The 18,041-nt window shown below is 63.6% G+C and carries 16 protein-coding genes; 6 read left to right on the top strand and 10 right to left on the bottom strand.

What is annotated here, in order from left to right; all coding sequences use genetic code 11:
* Positions 1–15: 15 nt before the first annotated feature.
* Together purN and WDU96_RS11090 are read right to left on the bottom strand one after the other, a co-directional pair.
* Positions 16–615 carry a phosphoribosylglycinamide formyltransferase gene (gene purN / locus WDU96_RS11095; RefSeq protein ID WP_337338578.1) on the bottom strand — a complete coding sequence of 200 codons (600 nt, stop codon included), beginning with the start codon at positions 613–615 and terminating at the stop codon, positions 16–18.
* Between the two features lie 4 nt (positions 616–619).
* Positions 620–1,897 carry a cell division protein PerM gene (locus WDU96_RS11090; protein WP_337338577.1) on the bottom strand — a complete coding sequence of 426 codons (1,278 nt, stop codon included), beginning with the start codon at positions 1,895–1,897 and terminating at the stop codon, positions 620–622.
* A 51-nt stretch (positions 1,898–1,948) separates the two neighbouring features.
* Between WDU96_RS11090 and WDU96_RS11085 the strand changes: the two genes are divergently transcribed.
* Complete coding sequence (locus WDU96_RS11085; RefSeq protein ID WP_337338576.1) at positions 1,949–3,424, top strand: NCS2 family permease; 1,476 nt, start codon at positions 1,949–1,951, stop codon at positions 3,422–3,424.
* 5 nt (positions 3,425–3,429) lie between these two features.
* Here WDU96_RS11085 and WDU96_RS11080 read toward each other — a convergent pair whose 3' ends face one another.
* From WDU96_RS11080 to sucC, 3 genes are all read right to left on the bottom strand, one after another.
* Complete coding sequence (locus WDU96_RS11080; protein WP_337338575.1) at positions 3,430–3,870, bottom strand: nitroreductase family deazaflavin-dependent oxidoreductase; 441 nt, start codon at positions 3,868–3,870, stop codon at positions 3,430–3,432.
* A 93-nt stretch (positions 3,871–3,963) separates the two neighbouring features.
* Positions 3,964–4,866, bottom strand: a complete 903-nt coding sequence (sucD, locus tag WDU96_RS11075; RefSeq protein WP_337338574.1) for a succinate--CoA ligase subunit alpha — start codon at positions 4,864–4,866, stop codon at positions 3,964–3,966.
* Between the two features lie 30 nt (positions 4,867–4,896).
* Positions 4,897–6,060, bottom strand: coding sequence for an ADP-forming succinate--CoA ligase subunit beta (sucC, locus tag WDU96_RS11070; protein ID WP_337338573.1), 1,164 nt, complete (start codon positions 6,058–6,060; stop codon positions 4,897–4,899).
* Positions 6,061–6,223: 163 nt separating this feature from the next.
* On the opposite strand from sucC, the gene WDU96_RS11065 reads away from it, so the two are divergent.
* The 3 genes from WDU96_RS11065 to WDU96_RS11055 all read left to right on the top strand — a co-directional run bounded on the left by WDU96_RS11065 (position 6,224) and on the right by WDU96_RS11055 (position 9,291).
* Complete coding sequence (locus WDU96_RS11065) at positions 6,224–6,898, top strand: TetR family transcriptional regulator (protein WP_337338572.1); 675 nt, start codon at positions 6,224–6,226, stop codon at positions 6,896–6,898.
* A 144-nt stretch (positions 6,899–7,042) separates the two neighbouring features.
* Complete coding sequence (locus WDU96_RS11060) at positions 7,043–8,077, top strand: phosphotransferase family protein (RefSeq protein WP_337338571.1); 1,035 nt, start codon at positions 7,043–7,045, stop codon at positions 8,075–8,077.
* On the top strand, positions 8,077–9,291 hold the full coding sequence (locus WDU96_RS11055; RefSeq protein WP_337338570.1) for an acyl-CoA dehydrogenase family protein: 1,215 nt from the start codon (positions 8,077–8,079) through the stop codon (positions 9,289–9,291). The genes WDU96_RS11060 and WDU96_RS11055 overlap by 1 nt, the downstream gene beginning before the upstream one ends.
* 44 nt (positions 9,292–9,335) lie before the next feature.
* Here the strand turns inward: WDU96_RS11055 and WDU96_RS11050 are convergent, their stop codons facing one another.
* Together WDU96_RS11050 and WDU96_RS11045 are read right to left on the bottom strand one after the other, a co-directional pair.
* Positions 9,336–9,920 (bottom strand): TetR/AcrR family transcriptional regulator, encoded by a 585-nt coding sequence (locus WDU96_RS11050; protein ID WP_337338569.1) that lies wholly within the window; start codon positions 9,918–9,920, stop codon positions 9,336–9,338.
* A gap of 27 nt (positions 9,921–9,947) precedes the next feature.
* Positions 9,948–10,718 (bottom strand): SDR family oxidoreductase, encoded by a 771-nt coding sequence (locus WDU96_RS11045; RefSeq protein ID WP_337338568.1) that lies wholly within the window; start codon positions 10,716–10,718, stop codon positions 9,948–9,950.
* Between the two features lie 157 nt (positions 10,719–10,875).
* Between WDU96_RS11045 and WDU96_RS11040 the strand changes: the two genes are divergently transcribed.
* Both WDU96_RS11040 and WDU96_RS11035 read left to right on the top strand, forming a co-directional pair.
* Positions 10,876–12,051: an AI-2E family transporter gene (locus WDU96_RS11040; RefSeq protein ID WP_337338567.1), complete on the top strand. Its 1,176-nt coding sequence runs from the start codon at positions 10,876–10,878 to the stop codon at positions 12,049–12,051.
* 51 nt (positions 12,052–12,102) lie between these two features.
* Positions 12,103–13,146, top strand: a complete 1,044-nt coding sequence (locus WDU96_RS11035) for an ATP-dependent DNA ligase (protein ID WP_337338566.1) — start codon at positions 12,103–12,105, stop codon at positions 13,144–13,146.
* A 17-nt stretch (positions 13,147–13,163) separates the two neighbouring features.
* On the opposite strand, the gene ligD is transcribed toward WDU96_RS11035, so the two are convergent.
* From ligD to WDU96_RS11020, 3 genes are all read right to left on the bottom strand, one after another.
* Positions 13,164–14,189 carry a non-homologous end-joining DNA ligase gene (gene ligD / locus WDU96_RS11030; protein WP_337338565.1) on the bottom strand — a complete coding sequence of 342 codons (1,026 nt, stop codon included), beginning with the start codon at positions 14,187–14,189 and terminating at the stop codon, positions 13,164–13,166.
* A gap of 47 nt (positions 14,190–14,236) precedes the next feature.
* Positions 14,237–15,364 carry an SseB family protein gene (locus tag WDU96_RS11025; RefSeq protein ID WP_337338564.1) on the bottom strand — a complete coding sequence of 376 codons (1,128 nt, stop codon included), beginning with the start codon at positions 15,362–15,364 and terminating at the stop codon, positions 14,237–14,239.
* Between the two features lie 89 nt (positions 15,365–15,453).
* Positions 15,454–17,937: an ATP-dependent helicase gene (locus tag WDU96_RS11020; RefSeq protein ID WP_337338563.1), complete on the bottom strand. Its 2,484-nt coding sequence runs from the start codon at positions 17,935–17,937 to the stop codon at positions 15,454–15,456.
* Positions 17,938–18,041: the final 104 nt, after the last annotated feature.

The following is an 18,041-nucleotide window of genomic DNA, read 5'->3' as shown; positions in this document are numbered from 1 at the left end:
GTTGACGAGTGGAAATCAGGAGTGGTTGGTCGAAGCGGTGGCGAGATCTAGGTCACCGGTGGCCACACGACGAACAACATCAATCAGCAGTCGGCGCTCAACAGGCTTGATGCGTTCGTGCAGCGCGTGCTCATCATCGCCACGAAGAACGGGAACACGTTCCTGCGCGAGAATCGGTCCCGAATCGACGCCGTTGTCAACGACGATCACGCTGGCTCCGGTCTGCGATACTTCCGCTGCCAAGGCATCGCGCACGCCGTGGGCACCGGGAAACTCGGGAAGGTATGCCGGGTGGGTGTTGATGATGCGTGGCGACCACTCATCCACCAACGAAGACGGCAGCAAGCGCATGAGCCCGCTCAGCACAACAAGATCAGGCTGCCAGACCTTGAGCTGCTCACCGAGCTCTCTTCCCCACGCTTCGCGTGAGTCAAACTGCACCCACGGTACGAAGAACGTCGGAATGCCGTACGCCTCGGCATGTGCGAAACCTGGCGCCTCGCGGTCGGCGCCGACAGCAACCACTCTTGCGGGAAAATCGGGGTCGGCGGCTTCATCGAGCAGGGCGCGAAGGTTCGACCCTGTGCCCGAGATAAGAACGGCGACCGTGAGCACGGCTTCAGTCTAGCGGCGCGGTGAGTTGCGCTTCATTCCAGGGCAGGTCATCGGTGGCTTCGCGGCGAGGTGACAACAGCAGAATGCTCACACCCAGCGCGACCTCCAGTCCGATCGCAAGGGCAACGGGCCCGACTTCGGGACCAAGCTGAGCCAGACCGCCCGGCCCGAATGATCCCGACGCCGCCGCCGCCAGTGCTGCGCAGCTAGCCGCCGACAGCACCGCAATACCGCCAGCGATCGCCAACCGCGGGCCCATCTGCTCACGCGAAGATTCCCCCGCATGATTGAAGCTGTCGTGCGCCACGACCAGCCGAGACCGCGCGAGCCATCCGGCAAAGACACCGAACCCGACCGGGATCAGAGCCAGTAGCAGCAGCCAGCCCGAGACCTCGTCGGGCAGCACCCCGAAGAGCGGGACCCCGGGCACGATTCCCGACGTCACTCCCGCTGGCGCGACGACAAAGCCCACGCCGAGGGTGATGCCGGGCCCCGCGATGAAGGCGATCGCCCAGACGATCAGCGTCGGCAGATACGCGAACTGCGCGAGAGTCAGCATGACTGCGCCCAGAGCGTCGACGTTGCTTGACTGGTAAAGGGCGACGATCTCGCCCGCTCGAAGAGTCAGAGCGACTGCGGTCAGCACCGCTCCGGCGCCGACCAAACCCACGATAACGACCGCGGTGCCGCGCACGATCAGGCCGGGAACCTGCGCCCACTCTTCGCCGCCGCGCGCACACGATTCGCGCACTGATGCAATCGCACCGTTGCCGGCGTCGCGCCACTCTGTCGCGATCGCGCCAGCAACAGCGGGCAGCGCGAACAACAGCGTAGGAAAGAGCACTGCCTGCCATACCTCGACACCGGCAGTGTCATTCACCGACGTCAGTGCGATCACGCTGGCGAGCGCGGCGACGGCAACGCTGCCACTGCTGACACCGGTGATCCACGCTTCTGCGTTCGATGCGCGCACTCCCGAGCGGGCAGCGAAGACCACAACGAAGGCGGCAAAGGCGAGCGGTGCAAGCGACAGGGTGAACGAGGCTGCTGCAGCATCGATGCCGGTGGCAGTCAAGTACTCAGCAGGCAGTTGGATGCTGAGCGGTACCAGCATCGCGAACTGCCAGATCGACGCGGTCGCAGGCCAAAGCGCTGCCCAGTCGGCACCCGGTAGGGCCACGACCCACAGCACCGTGAGCGGTGCCAGTATCGCCGCAATGCCAACGGCCACCGCGATGGTGGCATCAACGGCGGCGAGGAGGAGGACGATCAGTCGATTCATGCCTCAACGACCCTACCTCTGCCGCTATGGTCATCTTCGGAGGTCCACACAATGAGCAACACCGCGTCGCCCGTCCCCGTCGAAGAAGTCACACCTGCAAAGGGTGGTCTGGATCGATTCTTTGAGATCAGTGCGCGTGGCTCGCGCGTCTCAAACGAGATGCGCGGCGGGCTGGTCACCTTCGTCGCGATGGCGTACATCGTCGTGCTCAACCCGATAATTCTCTCGGGCAGCCCCGACGTCGACGGCAACAGCCTTGAATTCACCCAGGTGGCCGCAGTCACCGCGTTCACTGCCGGAGCAATGACCATTCTGTTCAGCCTGGTCGCTCGGCTGCCGTTCGCGTTCGCTGCGGGGCTCGGCATCAACTCGTTTCTGGCGGTGTCGGTCGTCGGGCAAGTGACGTGGCCCGAGGCCATGGGGCTGGTTGTCGTCAACGGACTGCTGATCGTGCTCCTCGCGGCTACCGGCCTTCGAACCCTGATCTTCAACGCGGTGCCTATGCAGCTGAAGACAGCCATCACCGTGGGCATTGGCCTGTTCATCGCCTTCATCGGGTTCGTCGATGCGGGCTTCGTGACATCAACCGGCGTGGCCTCTCCCCCGGTCGGACTGGGGATCGACGGGTCGGTCGCTACCATCCCCACCCTGTTGTTCATTGTGACTCTGCTGCTATCCGGGGTGCTCCTTGCCCTCAAGGTGCGAGGAGCGCTGCTAATCGGTCTCGCTACCGGCACCGTGTTGTCGGTGATTGTCGAAGCAATCTGGAACATCGGGCCCAAGTTCGGTGCCGACGGTTCCGTCAACCCCGGCGGCTGGGGTCTCACCGTTCCCGAACTGCCGTCACAGTTGATCGCGCTGCCCGACCTGAGCCTGATCGGTCAGTTCGACATCGTGGGGGCGTTCAGCCGTATCGGCGCGCTCGCGGCGGTCATGCTCGTCTTCACCCTGCTGTTCACGAACTTCTTCGACGCGATGGGCACTTTCACCGGACTCTCACGCGAAGCCGAACTCGCCGATGCAAAGGGCAACTTTCCCCGCCTGCGGGCAGCCCTCATCGTCGAGGGAGTCGGCGCCGTCGCCGGTGGCGCCACCTCATCGAGTTCGAACACCGTGTTCATCGAGTCTGGAGCGGGAATCGGTGAAGGAGCACGTACCGGGCTTGCCAGTCTTGTAACGGGCGGGCTTTTCCTGCTTGCCATGTTCTTCACCCCGTTGACCGCCATGGTGCCCTCAGAGATCGCGGCCGCAGCTCTCGTGCTGGTCGGGGCGATGATGATGAGTCAGATTCGTCACGTCGATCTCACCGACATGACGGTGACCATTCCCGTCTTTCTCACGATTTCTGTGATGCCATTCACCTATTCGATTGCGAACGGCATCGGCGCCGGATTCATCGCCTGGGTGGTCCTGCAGACCTTCGCCGGCAAGGCCAAGCGCGTGCACCCCTTGCTATGGATCGTGGCGGCCGGTTTTGTGGTCTACTTCGCCCGCGGCCCGATCGAATCCGCGATGGGGATCATCTAGACCGACTACGCGTCGCGCGGCTCGAGCACGAAGACAGCAATCTGTCGATCCGTCTTCGCCTGGTACTCGTCGTAGTCAGGCCAGACTGCAGTAGCGCGCTGCCACCACAGCGAACGCTCGTCGCCCTCGAGCTCTCGCGCTGTGTAGTCCCGGCGATCAGCGCCGTCTTGCAGTTCTACATGCGGCTGCTTGCGCATGTTTCCGCCCCATGCCGGCTCTTTGGGCGCCCCGCCCATCGAGGCGACCACGGCGTACTGGCCCTCATGCTCAACGCGCATCAGCGCGGTCTTACGCAGTGCACCGCTCTTGGCACCGACGGTGGTCAGAACGATGATGGGCACACCACGCATGGTGTTGGCTTCTGTGCCACCCGATGCTTCGAATTTCTCGGCCTGGGTGCGAGCCCATTCAGATGTGGACGGCTTGTATTCTCCGGTCAGCGGCATGTCTTCATGTTAGTTGCGACGAGGGTCGCAGCGGCTGCCTCAACGAAAAAGAGGGGCGGATGCCGCAGCATCCACCCCTCTTTCTGTTTGCGGCTAGAGACCCGCGATGATTTCTCGCATGAGGTCGGCGGTCTCAGACGGCGTCTTGCCGACCTTGACGCCCGCAGCTTCCAGCGCTTCTTTCTTCGCCTGCGCCGTTCCCGCTGAGCCAGACACGATGGCGCCAGCGTGGCCCATGGTCTTGCCCTCGGGGGCGGTGAAGCCAGCGACGTAGCCGACGACAGGCTTGGTGACGTTCGCCTTGATGAAGTCAGCGGCACGCTCTTCGGCGTCGCCACCGATCTCACCGATCATGACGATGGCCTTGGTGTCGGGGTCGGCCTCGAACGCAGCGAGTGCGTCGATGTGCGTGGTGCCGATAACCGGATCGCCGCCGATGCCGATTGCGGTCGAGAAGCCGATCTCGCGCAGTTCGTACATCATCTGGTAGGTCAGGGTGCCCGACTTCGACACGAGGCCGATCGGGCCGGTGCCGGCGATGTTGGCCGGGGTGATGCCTACGAGCGACTCACCGGGGGTGATGATGCCGGGGCAGTTCGGCCCGATGATGCGGGTCGTGTTGCCCTTGCTCTGCGCGTACGCCCATGCCTCAGCGGTGTCACCGACGGGAACGCCTTCGGTGATGACCACGAGCAGACCGATCTCGGCGTCAATAGCCTCGACCATCGCGTCTTTGGTGAAGGCCGGGGGCACGAACGCGATCGATACGTCGGCACCTGTCGCCGCCATCGCCTCGGCGACAGAGGCGAACACCGGAAGTTCGACGCTCGAGCCGTCGGCTGCGATGTGCGACACCGTGGTGCCTGCCTTGCGCGCGTTCACTCCGCCGACGACGTTGGTGCCCGCCTTCAGCATGAGTGCCGTGTGCTTGGTGCCTTCGCCGCCGGTGATGCCCTGGACGATGACCTTGGAGTCCTTGTTGAGGAAGATCGACATTTCTCTACAGTCCTTGTTTCTCGCGGGCGATCAGGCGTGGGCCAGTTCGGCGGCCTTGTCGGCACCCTCATCCATGGTCGAAGCCAGGGTGACGAGGGGGTGGTTGGCGTTGCTGAGGATCGCGCGACCCTCTTCAACCTTGTTGCCGTCGAGGCGCACAACCAGGGGCTTCGATGCGGCGTCGCCGAGCGTCTCGAGGGCGCCGACAATACCGTTGGCGACAGCGTCACATGCGGTGATGCCACCGAAGACGTTGACGAAAACGCTCTTTACCTGCGGGTCGCCGAGAATGACGTCAAGACCGGCAGCCATGACTGCCGCCGATGCGCCGCCGCCGATGTCGAGGAAGTTGGCGGGCTTCACGCCGCCGTGCTTCTCGCCGGCATATGCGACAACGTCGAGAGTCGACATCACGAGGCCTGCTCCGTTGCCGATAACTCCGACTTCGCCGTCGAGCTTGACGTAGTTGAGGTCGTTCGCCTTAGCCTTCGCCTCGAGGGGGTCAGCAGCATCTTTGTCTTCGAGGGCTTCGTGCTCGGAGTGCCGGAAGCCAGCGTTCTCGTCGATCGATACCTTGCCGTCGAGTGCGATGACTTCGCCCTCTTCGGTCAGCACGAGCGGGTTGACCTCGACGAGCGTGGCGTCTTCGCCCTTGTAGACGTTGTAGAGCTTGACGAAGACGTCGCTGACCTTGTCAACGAGGTCGCTGTCGAAGCCTGCGGCCTCGGCGATTTCGACGGCCTTCTGCTTGTCGATCCCCGCATTCGGGTTCACCTCGATGCGAGCAAGCGCCTCCGGACGCTCGACGGCGAGAACTTCGATCTCAACGCCGCCCTCGACGCTGCACAGCGACAGGTAAGAGCGGTTCGCTCGATCAAGCAACACCGAGAAGTAGTACTCCTTGGCGATGCGGGCGCCCTGAGCGACCATTACTCGCTTGACGACGTGGCCCTTGATGTCGAGGCCAAAGATCGCTTGTGCGGCTTCATAGGCTTCATCGGGGGTCTTGGCGACCTTCACGCCACCGGCCTTGCCGCGGCCGCCGGCCTTGACCTGCGCCTTGACGACGACAACTCCGCCGATCTTCTCGGCCGCTGCCCGCACCTCCTCCGGCGTATCCGCGACGATACCGGCGAGAACCGGCACCTCGTACTTCTCGAAAAGGTCTCGTGCCTGGTACTCGTACAGATCCACAGTGCATTCCTTCGCTGGGGGCGATGTGGTGGTGGGTGACGCAAAAACGTCTTGATGTCGAGAGAAATCTCAACCGACACCCAAGCCTACTACCGCTGAGGAAGTGCTCATGACGACGGGTGTTGCGCCGCGGTTCGCCACCCGATCGGTAGGCTCAACTGCCATGAGCGAACCATCCACTTCATCTGCCGCACGCACACCCGTTGTCGCGGCGGCACTGGAGTTGTTCGCAACCCAAGGCTTCGACCAGACCTCGGTCGAGCAGATCGCCGCGGCCGCTGGGGTCTCTCGGTCGACCTTCTTCAGACAGTTCGGTGGCAAAGACGACGTGATCTTCGCCGATCACGAGGTGGTTCTCGACCAGTTGCGCGCTTTTCTTGCCGGCAAGCACGACAACCCGTGGGTCGCGGTGCGAGAAGCGTCGCTGCGGGTTTACCAGCATTTCGCCGCCGACCCCGAGCTCGCGCGGCGTCGCTACACAGTAGTGCGAGAAGTGCCGGCACTTCGTGAGCGCGAGATCGTGACGATAGTGCGGTACGAACGGCTGTTCGATCAGTATCTGCGCAATGCGCTGCCGGGAATCGACCCCATTGACGCTGTGGGGTTCGCGGCGCTCGTCACTGCCATTCACAACCACGTGCTGCGCCAGCTTCTTCGCGGCGACAAACATGTGCCGGTGTCGGTGCTGCGCCGAGCACTCGACGACGCCATGCTGCGATTTGGCGTCGCCGACACAGACGCCAGCGCGCCGGATGATCTCGTCGTCGCGACGTTTCCACGCACGATGCCCACGGCCGAGGTCGCACGTCGCCTGCGGGAGCAGCTCGACGCCGAGTAGGGCGTTGCCGTCGGCTTCGCGTTGCCGTCGCGCAGCGCCTGCGCGCTCGTGCGCGACCCGGTCCTCACTCCTGGTTCGCAAACCGACCATCCGGTATGCTTGTGCGGGCACCCAGCGTCGGGATGCGAGAGAGGCAGGTCGCACATGACCGAGGTTCCTGGACTGAACGTGTCGGGGTTTGCCGCGTGGCTGGCCAAAACGCACCCCGACCTCGCGGGCGACGAACTCACCGCCACCGTCATCGCGGGCGGTCGCAGCAATCTCACGTACGCGGTTGAGGGCGCAGCCATCCCCCTGATCGTGCGACGCCCGCCGCTCGGCCACGTGCTCTCGAGCGCTCACGATATGCGCCGCGAACATCGGGTGATCTCTGCCCTCGCCGGCACCGCTGTTCCCGTCCCGACGGCGATCGACGTCGTCGACGACACCGACGAACATCTCGTGACGAGCACCACGTTCTTCGTCATGCAGCGCGCGCCTGGTCGAGTGCTCGCGCACCCCGCACAGAACGCCAACTACTCCCCCGCGGGTCTTCGCTCGCTCAGCATCGAGCTCATCGGTGATCTCGCCGACCTGCACGCTGTCGATCCGACATCTGTCGGCCTCGGCGACTTCGGCCGGCCGGATGGGTACCTTCAGCGTCAGCTTTCGACCTGGCGACGGCAGCTCGCTGCATCCCGATCACGAGGCACCGCCGAGCTCGATGCATTGCAGGCCTCGCTCGCCACCGACATCCCCGTTGCCACCCGCGCGTCGATCGTTCATGGCGACTATCGCCTCGACAACGCCCTCGTCGTCGGCGAGGGTGACGCTCCACGCATCTCAGCCATCCTCGACTGGGAGATGGCCACGCTCGGCGACCCGTTCGTCGATCTGGGCATCTTCGCGCTCTACTGGGAGATTGCCGATCTGCCCGATACCGGCGGCACTGTGCCCAGCGCAGTCGATAGCGCTGCGGGCTACCCCTCGTTCGAGGAGCTCGTCGAGGTCTACGCGGCGCGGGCCGGCATCGGCATTCCCGATCTTCGCTGGTACCGCGCTTTCGCGGCATACAAGCTCGCCGTGATTCTTGAGGGCATCCACTTTCGCTACCAAGCCGGCGACACCGTCGGCGAAGGCTTCGACCGCATCGGCGCGCTCGTGGCACCACTCGCATCCAAAGGACTGGAGGTTCGCTGATGGACTTCGCGCCCGACGCTCTTACCGAAGAGATCACCGCCAGAGCCCGCGCATTCGTCGATCAACACGTGCTCCCCGCCGAGCTGATCCTCAAAGAACAGCTCGCGGCAACCCCACAGGAATGGTCTACCCGCCCGATCGTGCGCGATCTGCAGCAGAAAGCGCGCGCTGAGGGGCTGTGGAACCTGTTCCTGCCGGGCGATCCGGCAGCGACGGGGGCTGCCGGCTTGACCAACCTGCAGTACGCACCGGTTGCAGAGGTGACCGGGTGGAGCCCGCAGCTTTCGCCCGCCGCTTTCAACTGCGCAGCTCCAGACACCGGCAACATGGAAGTGCTGAGCCAGTTCGGCACCGACGCTCAGAAGCAGCAGTGGCTCGCGCCGCTATTGCGCGCCGAGATCCGCTCGTCGTTCTGCATGACCGAGCCCGATGTCGCCTCTTCAGACGCAACGAACATCGACACCCGCATTCGCCGCGACGGCGACTCGTATGTGATCTCGGGCCGCAAATGGTGGTCGACGGGGGCGATGAACCCTGACGCTGCGATCTTCATCGTGATGGGAAAGACAGATCCGGATGCTGACCGCCACCGACAGCAGTCGATGATCCTCGTTCCCAGAGACACACCCGGGGTGCGCATCGTGAGGCCGCTCTCCGTCTTCGGCTACGACGATCGCGATCATGGTGGACACGCCGAGGTGGCGTTCGACGACGTGAGGGTGCCGGCTGGCAACATCATCGGCGAAGAGGGCGGCGGGTTCGCTATCGCACAGGCGCGGCTTGGACCCGGCCGCATCCACCACTGCATGAGGGCGCTTGGCATGGGCGAGCGAGCACTTTCGCTGATGACCCGCCGCGCCAACGAACGGCATGCGTTCGGGCGTTCTCTCGCCGAGCAGGGTGTGGTGCGCGAGTGGGCGGCCGAATCACGCATTCAACTCGAAGCGCTGCGGCTGCTTGTGCTCAAGACTGCGTGGCTCATGGACACCGTCGGCAATCGCAAAGCGATGACCGAGATTCAGTCGATCAAGATCGCTGTTCCCGTCGCTGTGCAGACGATTATCGACCGCGCCATTCAAGTGCACGGTGGAGCGGGCGTCTCTTCAGATACTCCCCTGGCCGAACTGTATGCCGGGATTCGCTCGTTGCGCATCGCTGACGGACCCGACGAGGTGCATCTCGCGAGCCTCGGCCGAAACGAACTGCGCCGCTGAATGCGGTCGCCGATTGCGGACGCCGTCGCCGGGTGTCGAGTGCGCTAGGTCGCAGCCGGACTCAGGCTGGCGAGAAATAGATCTGTCAGCTCGCGCGCGACCCGCGACTTGCTTTCTGCACCATCGGGCGAATACCACTGCGAGAGGTAGTGCACGTCGCTGAAGAAATGGGCCGCGAGCACCGCGAGCGGGATATCGGTGCGGTAGCGCCCCTCTGCCTGGCCACGCTCGATAAGACCGGCGAATTCGTCGTGATACTCGCGTCGGCGCAGCGTGACTTCACGTTGACGCTCGGTCGACAGCATGTGCACGCTGCGAAAGAAGACTGTTGCTTCAGCCAAGTGGTCGATCGAAGACTCGATCACATCGATGCAGACTGCCCGAAGCACGTCTTCAACAAGACCCTCGCGGGCGATGATCTCGTCGAGGCGAGCCTTCTGCATCGAGAGCAGTGAATCGTAGATGCCGAACAGCAGATCATCTTTCGACTCGAAGTAGTGATACATCGCGCCCTTGGTGACGCCGGCGGCCTCGACAATCTGCTGAACGCTCGTGTTCGCATACCCGCGAGTGGAAAAGAGGTCGACGGCGGCGCGCTTGACGTCAACCGCGACATGGGAATCCTTCATACCCTCATCTTTCACCCGTTACGCGGATCACAAGAACGGACGAATGCCCGCGCCGCCGTCAATCGGCAAGGTGTGACCGGTGATCCACGCCGCATCGTCAGAGAGCAGAAACGCCACCGGCCCTGCGACATCGGCGGTCTCGCCCAAGCGAGCCAACGGGTACGCGGCGGATGCCTCTGCTTCTCGACCTTCATAGAGCGCCCGAGCGAAGTCTGTCTTGATGACTGCAGGAGCCACCGCGTTCACGCGAATTGCCGGGGCGAGCTCAAATGCGAGCTGCATAGTCATATTGATGACGGCCGCCTTCGAGATTCCGTAGAACGCAATGCCGGGGCTCGCGCCGAGTCCCGCTACCGAAGCGAGGTTGACCACTGACTTCGAGAGCCCACCGGTCACTGCCGCCCGCGTCCATTCGAGCCCAGCGATGACGTTCACCTCGAGAATCTTGCGGGCAGCCGCAGCATCCACATCGACAATGGGGCCATAGACCGGGTTGATTCCCGCGTTGTTGACGAGGTGGTCGAGCCGACCGTGGTTTTGAGTCACGTGGGCGAAGACATCGGCGCGGTGTTCGGCGTCGTCGGCTCGTCCGGCAATTCCCACAGCGGCGTCGCCGAGCTGTGCGACAGCAGCGTCGAGTGAGTCCTGCTTGCGCCCGGTGATGACCACCGAGCCGCCCTCATCGACCAGCCGTTGTGCGATCGCGAGACCGATGCCACGACTTGCGCCGGTGATCACGCTGACCGTGCCTTCGAACCGGCGAACGGTTTCGAGCCCAGGCTTGGGGGAACTCTGCATAGCGGTGGCGCCTCCTTGCGACATACCGGCTGGTCGGTTTCGTCACTTTAGCATGCGACAGCGCTGGATCGGCAGCAAATGCAGCGCCAGAGTACACGGCTACCCCGACCGCTGACCACACTCTGCAGATCCTCTTCTCGCGCATTACTCTCGCTCTATGGGCCTCTTCCGCCGTACACCAAAGACCGTTCGTCTTGAGACCGACGCACCCCCGGGGGAGTTGGGGGACGTCGAGCCGAAGGCGACGCATGTTCCGTGGAGCCTCTGGACCGACGGTTTCGGTCGGCTCAGCGTTCGCGCGCTGCAGATCATCGTTGTCGTCGTCGTCGTGGCTGCGATTGTGATCGGCTTGCAGCAGGTCACTCTTGTGACCATCCCGCTCGCACTTTCACTGATTCTTGCCAGCGCGTTCGCGCCCCTCATGGCGTTTCTCACTCGACGCGGAATGCCGCGGCTTCCCGCAACGATCTTGACGATGCTGAGCATCGTGATCGTGCTCGGTCTGCTCGGCTGGTTGATCGTCTGGGCCGTGCGCGATCAGTGGGACGAACTCTCTGAGCAGGCTCAGGCGGGCTTCCAAGACGTGCTCGCCTGGGTGCAGACTCTCCCGTTCGAATTCCTCACTGCCGAACAGATCGACGAGTGGACTGCCACTGTGCTCGACTTCGTCACCAGCGCGCAGTTTGGCTCCGGTGCCATCGCGGGCGTGAGCGCGGTGGCGAGCTTCGCCACCGGCTTCATTCTGATGGTGACGATTCTGTTCTTCTTCTTGAAGGACGGCGGCATCATGTGGGAGTTCATCCTTCGTCCATTCCGCGGCACGAACTACCAGCGAGCTCGCCGCATCGGCGACAAGACCGTGACCGTGCTGGGCTCGTACGTGCGAGGCACGGCAACCGTTGCCCTGGCCGACTCCATCGGTATTCTGATCGGCTTGCTCATCTTGCAGGTTCCGCTGGCGCTCCCCCTGGCTGTCTTGGTCTTCGTGCTTGCCTTCATCCCGTTCGTCGGCGCCACACTGGCCGGCACCCTGGCAGCCCTCGTGGCCCTGGTCTCGAACGGCTGGGTCAACGCTCTCTTCGTGATCGGAGTTGTCGTGCTGGTGAACCAGCTCGAAGGCAATTTCTTGCAACCGGTGCTGATGGGCCGCACCATGAAGTTGCACGCCTTCGTGATTCTGGTGGCTCTGACGGTCGGCACCGTGGTCGGCGGCATCCTCGGCGCGATTCTCGCCGTGCCCATCACCGCGGCGGCGTGGGGCGTCGTGCAGGTGTGGGATGGCCCGCATCTTCCGGCACGCTGGGCGCGCAAGAAAGATCGATTAGCCACGTAGGTCGGCGAACCGAACCTGTTGCGCACCGGCATGGAACGACAAGATGGTCTCATGCCATACGACATCCCCGCGCCGATGCTCGCGAAGGCGGTACCGGCTATTCCTGATCCCGCGAAGACCCCCGGCGGGTTGAGCTTCGAGCCGAAGTGGGATGGGTTTCGGGCCCTCATCTCGTGGGACGGCGAGACCGTTGAGATCGCCAGCCGCGGCGCAAAGCCGCTGACGCGCTACTTTCCCGAGCTCGTGGGCGCTCTCTCGCAGATTCTGCCAGAACCGTGTCTGATCGATGGCGAGATCGTCGTGCCGATCGGTGCCGCTGGATCGCAGAAGCTCGATTGGGAGTCGCTGAGTCAGCGCATCCATCCCGCAGCGTCGCGCATCACCAGGTTGAGCGAAGAGACGCCCGCTATGTTCATCGCCTTTGACCTTCTCGCGCGGGGTGACCGCGACCTGCAGAACGAGCCCTTCACCGCGCGCCGAAGCCAGCTTGTGGATCTGCTCGGTGCCGTGCCCCACCCGCTGCATGTCACTCGCACCACCGAAAACCCCGCTATCGCGACGCAGTGGCTTGAGCAGTTCGAGGGCGCAGGCCTTGACGGAGTGATCGCGAAACCACTCACCCTGCCATACGCCCCCGGCAAGCGCACCATGCTGAAAATCAAGCACCACCGCACAGCCGACGTCGTGGCATTCGGCTACCGGGTGCACAAGTCTGGTCGGGGCGTGGGATCGCTGTTGGTGGGCCTCTACGACGAAGACGGCACGCTGGTGCCGGTGGGTGGGGTCTCTGCCTTCAGCGACAAGCGCCGGCTCGAGCTGATCGATGAGCTTGAGCCGTTGGTCGATCGGGATGCTGAGGGTGAGGCAGCGAAAGGAGCAACCGATCGTTCGCGATTCAGTGGCTCGAAAGATGTCACCTTCGTGCAGCTACGGCCGGAGCGAGTGCTCGAAGTGCGCTACGACCAGCTAGAGGGCCACCGGTTCAGGCACACCGCGCAGTTCGAGCGGTGGCGTCCAGATCGCGACGCCCGCTCGTGCACCTACGAGCAGCTGGACCGCGTTGCCGCCTACGATCTGGGCGATGTGCTCTACTGAGCACCGCGTCGCCGCGTTCAGCCGTCAGCTTTCTTTGCTCGGCTAGGTTGCACCCGCGGGGGTTCGCCGGGCATCTTCGGAAACTCCGGGGGAAAGGCCAACTCGCCCAGGCCGTCATCGAGATCGCGCTGCCACCACTCCAGCAGAGTGTCGATGCGCCCAGGGTTTGCTGGCATCGCGGCCCAAGGGTCACCGACCTCTGCGAGACGCGCCGGCACCGAGCGCACGGTGAAGCTCGCCGGGTCGATGTCGAAAAGCTCATCCCAGCTCAACGGTGTTGACACGGTTGCCCCCGCCAGCGCCCGCGGGCTGTATGCGCCCGCCATCGTGCGGTCGCGGTTGGCTTGGTTGAAGTCGACGAAGACTCGCTCGCCTCGCTCTTCTTTCCACCAGTTCATGGTGACTTTGTCGGGCATTCGGCGCTCGAGTTCGCGGCCGGCCGCGATTACCGCGTGGCGAACGTCGAGAAACTCGTGGCTGGGCTCGATGGGGCAGAAAATGTGGATGCCGCGGTTGCCGCTCGTCTTGACGAAGGCATCGAGGCCCGCCTCGGCCAGCACCTCGCGCAGCGCAGGAGCCACCGCTGCCGCATCCGAGAAGTCAGTTCCGGGTTGGGGATCAAGATCGATGCGCAATTCCACCGGGTTGTCGGTGTTCTTAGCCAGCGATGCCCAAGGATGAAAGACAATCGTGTTCATCTGCGCAGCCCAGACGACCGCCGCCGTTTCGGTGAGCACTAACTGCGGGTGCCTTCGGCCGCTGTTGTATTTGACCGTCACCGACTCGATGAAGTCTGGGGCACCCTTGGGAGGATTCTTCGAGTAGAAACGCTCGCCATCGACCCCGCCAGGAAACCGCTCCAACGACACCGGTCGGTTGCCGTTGGAACTGAGGAAGGGCTCGCTGACGACGATGAGATACTCAGCGAGCTCGTGTTTGGTGATGCCGAGTTCGGGCCACAGCACTCGATTCGGGCTCGACAACCCCACTTTGCGGTCACCGTCGGGCCCGGCGATTGTCAACGTCGTTCGCTCGGAAGCCATGTCTCGACTTTAGGGCTGATGCTCGACCGGGTGTGAGTGATATTCGGTCAGTCCTCGACGGTCAGCAACGGCGCGAGCTCATCTCGTGTCACGCGAATCCACGGCCCCGCCGGGTCCACAACGATTCCTGAGAGGCCTTGGTCACCCTGAATCGCTTTGGCCAACTGTGCTGTCGTGATCTTCGCTGACTTGTCTCCACGGCCCACGGCGGCAACCTCGAGCGGGTGCGAGTACACCTCGAGGTAGCGCGAGCCATCCTCAGAACGCCCCTCGGCAACGCCGGGCCGATCGTCTGCCGTCGTGCCGATCGCAACCCACAGCGGCGCTTCGCCGAGCGCTGCCACGACCGCCGCACCCGTCTCGTCGGTGCGCTCAGCGGCCAGCAGAGTCTTGAGTGCGAGCTTGGGGTCCATCTGCGCAGTGACCTTCTCGAGCAGCTCGCGAGGCAGGGTGACACGCGCCTGACCAGAGGCATGGTCGATGATCACACCCGCATAGGTGCCCGACAGCACGTGCCGAATGACGCCCAGCACTGGCTGGCCCATCGCCGACGTCGCGGTGTCGCCATCGGCGCGCACGCTTTCTTGGAGCGCCGCGCCGCTGCTGTATGCGAGGGCGTAGTTCTTCTCACCGATGGTGGCCATTGCGAGCGGCAGCGGCTTGCCTTCAGCGATCAGCGCGCGGGCATCGCCTTTCACACGCAGGTAGAGGTGTCCTTGAAGCATCTGCCGCACGACGTTGAGAACTTCGGTGGCTGTGGCTGGTGCACTGACCTGAGCGAGCGCGGCGCGAACGAGAACATTGTCGCGCAACCCCGGAATCGACTCGTTTGGCGGCGGTGCGGTTTCGGGCGCAGACGGGCGTGGTGCGGCCTGCGGCTGCGCGGCGGCGGCATCTTGTTCAGCAGGCGAGGCAGCCTTGGTAGCACCGAATCCACCAAACGAAGACATAGAAATGCCGACGGAGGCGGTGGGCTCACCGATGTCTGTGCTCACCTCGTCGCCGGAGGCATCGGTGCCAGCGGCGGCTGCCTCTGCACCCGCTTCGGGTGCGTCGGTCGCTGCACCCGTTGCTGGTTCTTCGGCTGAACTATTCGCGTCTTCGACGCCAGTCACTTCGGGTTCAGCATTGGTCTGGTCAGCGGAGTCCTTGGGACGGCGCGAGAAGAGTGCCATAGTTTGAGCCTACGCGCACGACAACGAGTTCGCACTGCGCTTGCGATCCTGACGTCTTCGTGTGACGAGCATGGTGGTGCGGCCGGGCGCTACAGCTTTTCGATTGGTGCGATCTTGATCAGCAGTTTCTTGGGTCCGGCCTTGTCGAATCGCACGTGCGCGACGCGCTTGGCGCCCTCACCCGTGACGGCGTCGACGCGACCCTCACCGAAGTCTTCGTGGCGAATGCGGTCACCCGAGCCGAGCACCATATCGCCGTTGTCTCGCACCTTCGCGGGAATGCGGTTGGCGAACTTCTCGATGCCCGGGCTGGGTGAACGTTTCGGCAACGGCACGAGGTCGTCGCCATAGCGGCCGCCACCGCCGCCCGAACCGCCGATGCCGCCACCGGGGCGACGGGCGTTGAGTGCGCGAGACTGCGTTCCGCCGCGCGAGTTCACGTCGCCTGGTGACTGGCGCCAGTGCAGCAGTTCGGCAGGAATCTCTTGCAGAAAACGGCTTGGCATCGCTACGGTCACTTCACCGAACTGTGCCCTCGTCATCGCGAGCGACAAATACAGACGCTTGCGCGCACGCGTGATGCCGACATAGAAGAGGCGGCGTTCCTCTTGCGGCCCGCCCGGCTCACCTGCCGAGATGCGGTGCGGAATGAGGTCTTCTTCGACCCCCGTGACGAACACGGCGTCGTATTCCAGCCCCTTGGCGGTGTGCAGCGTCATGAGCGACACCGTGCCCGACGCGTCTTCGAGGTCATCGGTGTCGGCGACGAGCGCAACCTCAGAGAGGAAGTCGATCACGGTGCCCTCGGGGTTGTTGCGTGCGAATTCACGCGCCACCGCCACGAGCTCGTCGAGGTTTTCAACACGCGCCTCGTCTTGCGCGTCTTTCGTGGCACGCAGCGCATCGGTATAGCCGCTCTTTGCGAGCAGGAGTTGCAACCCGGCGGCCACTGCCGTCGGCGGGGCAAGTTCGCCCGAGGCGGGAAGCATGAGCGCGGCGGCTTCGACCAGCACCTCGTCGAGATGTGCGATCGCCTTCTGAATCTTCGGTCCTACGCCGAGAGAGGCGGAGTTGGCGAGGGCGTCGCGGAACGTGATCTGCTGTTCTGCCGCGAACCTCGCGATGGTCTCGACCGTGACGTCGCCGATACCGCGCCGAGGTCGGTTGATGATGCGCCGCATCGCCATCTCGTCAGCGGGGTTTGCCACGGCAACCAGATACGCCATCGCGTCTTTGATCTCAGCGCGGTCGTAGAACTTCGTGCCGCCCATGATCTTGTATGGCAACGCCGAACGGATGAAGATCTCTTCAATCGCACGTGACTGCGAATTCGTGCGATAGAACACGGCAATCTCGGAATAGTCCACGCCGGCGCGGTGGATGCGATCGATCTCGTCGGCGATGAACTGCGCCTCGTCATGCTGCGAATAGCCGGTGAAGCCGATGATCTTCTCACCCTCACCGACGTCGGTCCACAGCTTCTTGTCTTTACGGTCGAAGTTGTGGCCGATGACGGCGTTCGCCGCCGAGAGAATGTTCTGGGTGGAGCGATAGTTCTGCTCGAGGAGCACGACCTTGGCGCCCGGGTAGTCACGTTCGAATTCGCTGATGTTGCGAATATCAGCGCCACGGAACGCATAGATCGACTGGTCAGAGTCGCCCACGACAGTGAGCGATGCGCCCGCCGTGTCGGGGCTCGCGGCTGGTTCTGGCTCGAAGATCATCATGCCGCTGGAGTGCTCGGTGGGCGCAGCATCAGAGCCGACCGGTCGCGTCAGCTCGTGAATCAGGGCGTACTGCGCGTGGTTGGTGTCTTGATACTCGTCAACCAGAATGTGCCGAAACCGCCGACGATAGACATCTGCCACGTGCGGAAAAGCGCGAAACAGATAGACAACCTGACCGATGAGATCGTCGAAGTCGAAGGCGTTCGCCTTCTGCAGCTCGCGCTGGTACGCGGCGAAGACCTCGATGAAGATGCGCTCGGCGGGATCGCTCATATTCGCTTGTCGCGCATAAGAATCAGCATCCGCCAATTCATTCTTGAGCTTCGAGATACGCGACTGTGTGGCTGCAGGAGTCAACCCGTAGGCGTCGGCCTCGTGTTCTTTGACCAACCGCTTGAGCAGAGCCCGCGAATCGCCCGAGTCGTAGATCGTGAAGGCCTTCGTGAAACCGAACTGCTCAGCCTCACGGCGCAGAATGCGCACGCATGCCGAGTGGAAGGTCGAAATCCACATGCCACGGGCCGAATCGCCCACCAGCTGTTCGACTCGTTCACGCATCTCGCCAGCGGCCTTATTGGTGAAGGTGATCGCCAGAATCTGGCTGGGCCAGGCCTCACGGCTGTAGAGAAGCGATGCCACCCGGCGCGTGAGCACGCTGGTCTTACCCGAACCGGCACCGGCGACGATCAGCAGGGCAGGCCCGCGATAGGTGACCGCTTCACGCTGAGGATCATTCAGCCCGGCAAGCAAATCGTCGTCTCGACGACCGCCCGAGGCGCCGGCCGAGGGGTCGACAACGACAGGAACAGATGCCGCGCGAGAGGCGGCCGCAGAGGCGTCGGTCATAACCCGACAAGTCTAGGTGCCTCCCCTGACACTGCCCACGCCCGCGGCCTGATGGTTGGCGCTTCCCGCACCGCCACTGAACACACAGGGTTTTCCTGAGAGAA

The sequence above is a fragment of the Microbacterium marmarense genome (assembly GCF_037204165.1).
Classification (GTDB): domain Bacteria; phylum Actinomycetota; class Actinomycetes; order Actinomycetales; family Microbacteriaceae; genus Microbacterium; species Microbacterium marmarense.
Note: the sequence above shows the minus strand (reverse complement) of the source record. Positions and strands in the feature narration are given on the sequence as shown.

What these genes read in the sequence shown, in the direction of transcription:
- WDU96_RS11090 (WP_337338577.1), bottom strand. Translation starts at nt 1,897, where the DNA reads ATGAATCGACTGATCGTCCTCCTCCTCGCCGCCGTTGATGCCACCATC.
- WDU96_RS11085 (WP_337338576.1), top strand. Translation starts at nt 1,949, where the DNA reads ATGAGCAACACCGCGTCGCCCGTCCCCGTCGAAGAAGTCACACCTGCA.
- WDU96_RS11080 (WP_337338575.1), bottom strand. Translation starts at nt 3,870, where the DNA reads ATGCCGCTGACCGGAGAATACAAGCCGTCCACATCTGAATGGGCTCGC.
- sucD (WP_337338574.1), bottom strand. Translation starts at nt 4,866, where the DNA reads ATGTCGATCTTCCTCAACAAGGACTCCAAGGTCATCGTCCAGGGCATC.
- WDU96_RS11065 (WP_337338572.1), top strand. Translation starts at nt 6,224, where the DNA reads ATGAGCGAACCATCCACTTCATCTGCCGCACGCACACCCGTTGTCGCG.
- WDU96_RS11060 (WP_337338571.1), top strand. Translation starts at nt 7,043, where the DNA reads ATGACCGAGGTTCCTGGACTGAACGTGTCGGGGTTTGCCGCGTGGCTG.
- WDU96_RS11055 (WP_337338570.1), top strand. Translation starts at nt 8,077, where the DNA reads ATGGACTTCGCGCCCGACGCTCTTACCGAAGAGATCACCGCCAGAGCC.
- WDU96_RS11050 (WP_337338569.1), bottom strand. Translation starts at nt 9,920, where the DNA reads ATGAAGGATTCCCATGTCGCGGTTGACGTCAAGCGCGCCGCCGTCGAC.
- WDU96_RS11045 (WP_337338568.1), bottom strand. Translation starts at nt 10,718, where the DNA reads ATGCAGAGTTCCCCCAAGCCTGGGCTCGAAACCGTTCGCCGGTTCGAA.
- WDU96_RS11040 (WP_337338567.1), top strand. Translation starts at nt 10,876, where the DNA reads ATGGGCCTCTTCCGCCGTACACCAAAGACCGTTCGTCTTGAGACCGAC.
- WDU96_RS11035 (WP_337338566.1), top strand. Translation starts at nt 12,103, where the DNA reads ATGCCATACGACATCCCCGCGCCGATGCTCGCGAAGGCGGTACCGGCT.
- ligD (WP_337338565.1), bottom strand. Translation starts at nt 14,189, where the DNA reads ATGGCTTCCGAGCGAACGACGTTGACAATCGCCGGGCCCGACGGTGAC.
- WDU96_RS11025 (WP_337338564.1), bottom strand. Translation starts at nt 15,364, where the DNA reads ATGGCACTCTTCTCGCGCCGTCCCAAGGACTCCGCTGACCAGACCAAT.
- WDU96_RS11020 (WP_337338563.1), bottom strand. Translation starts at nt 17,937, where the DNA reads ATGACCGACGCCTCTGCGGCCGCCTCTCGCGCGGCATCTGTTCCTGTC.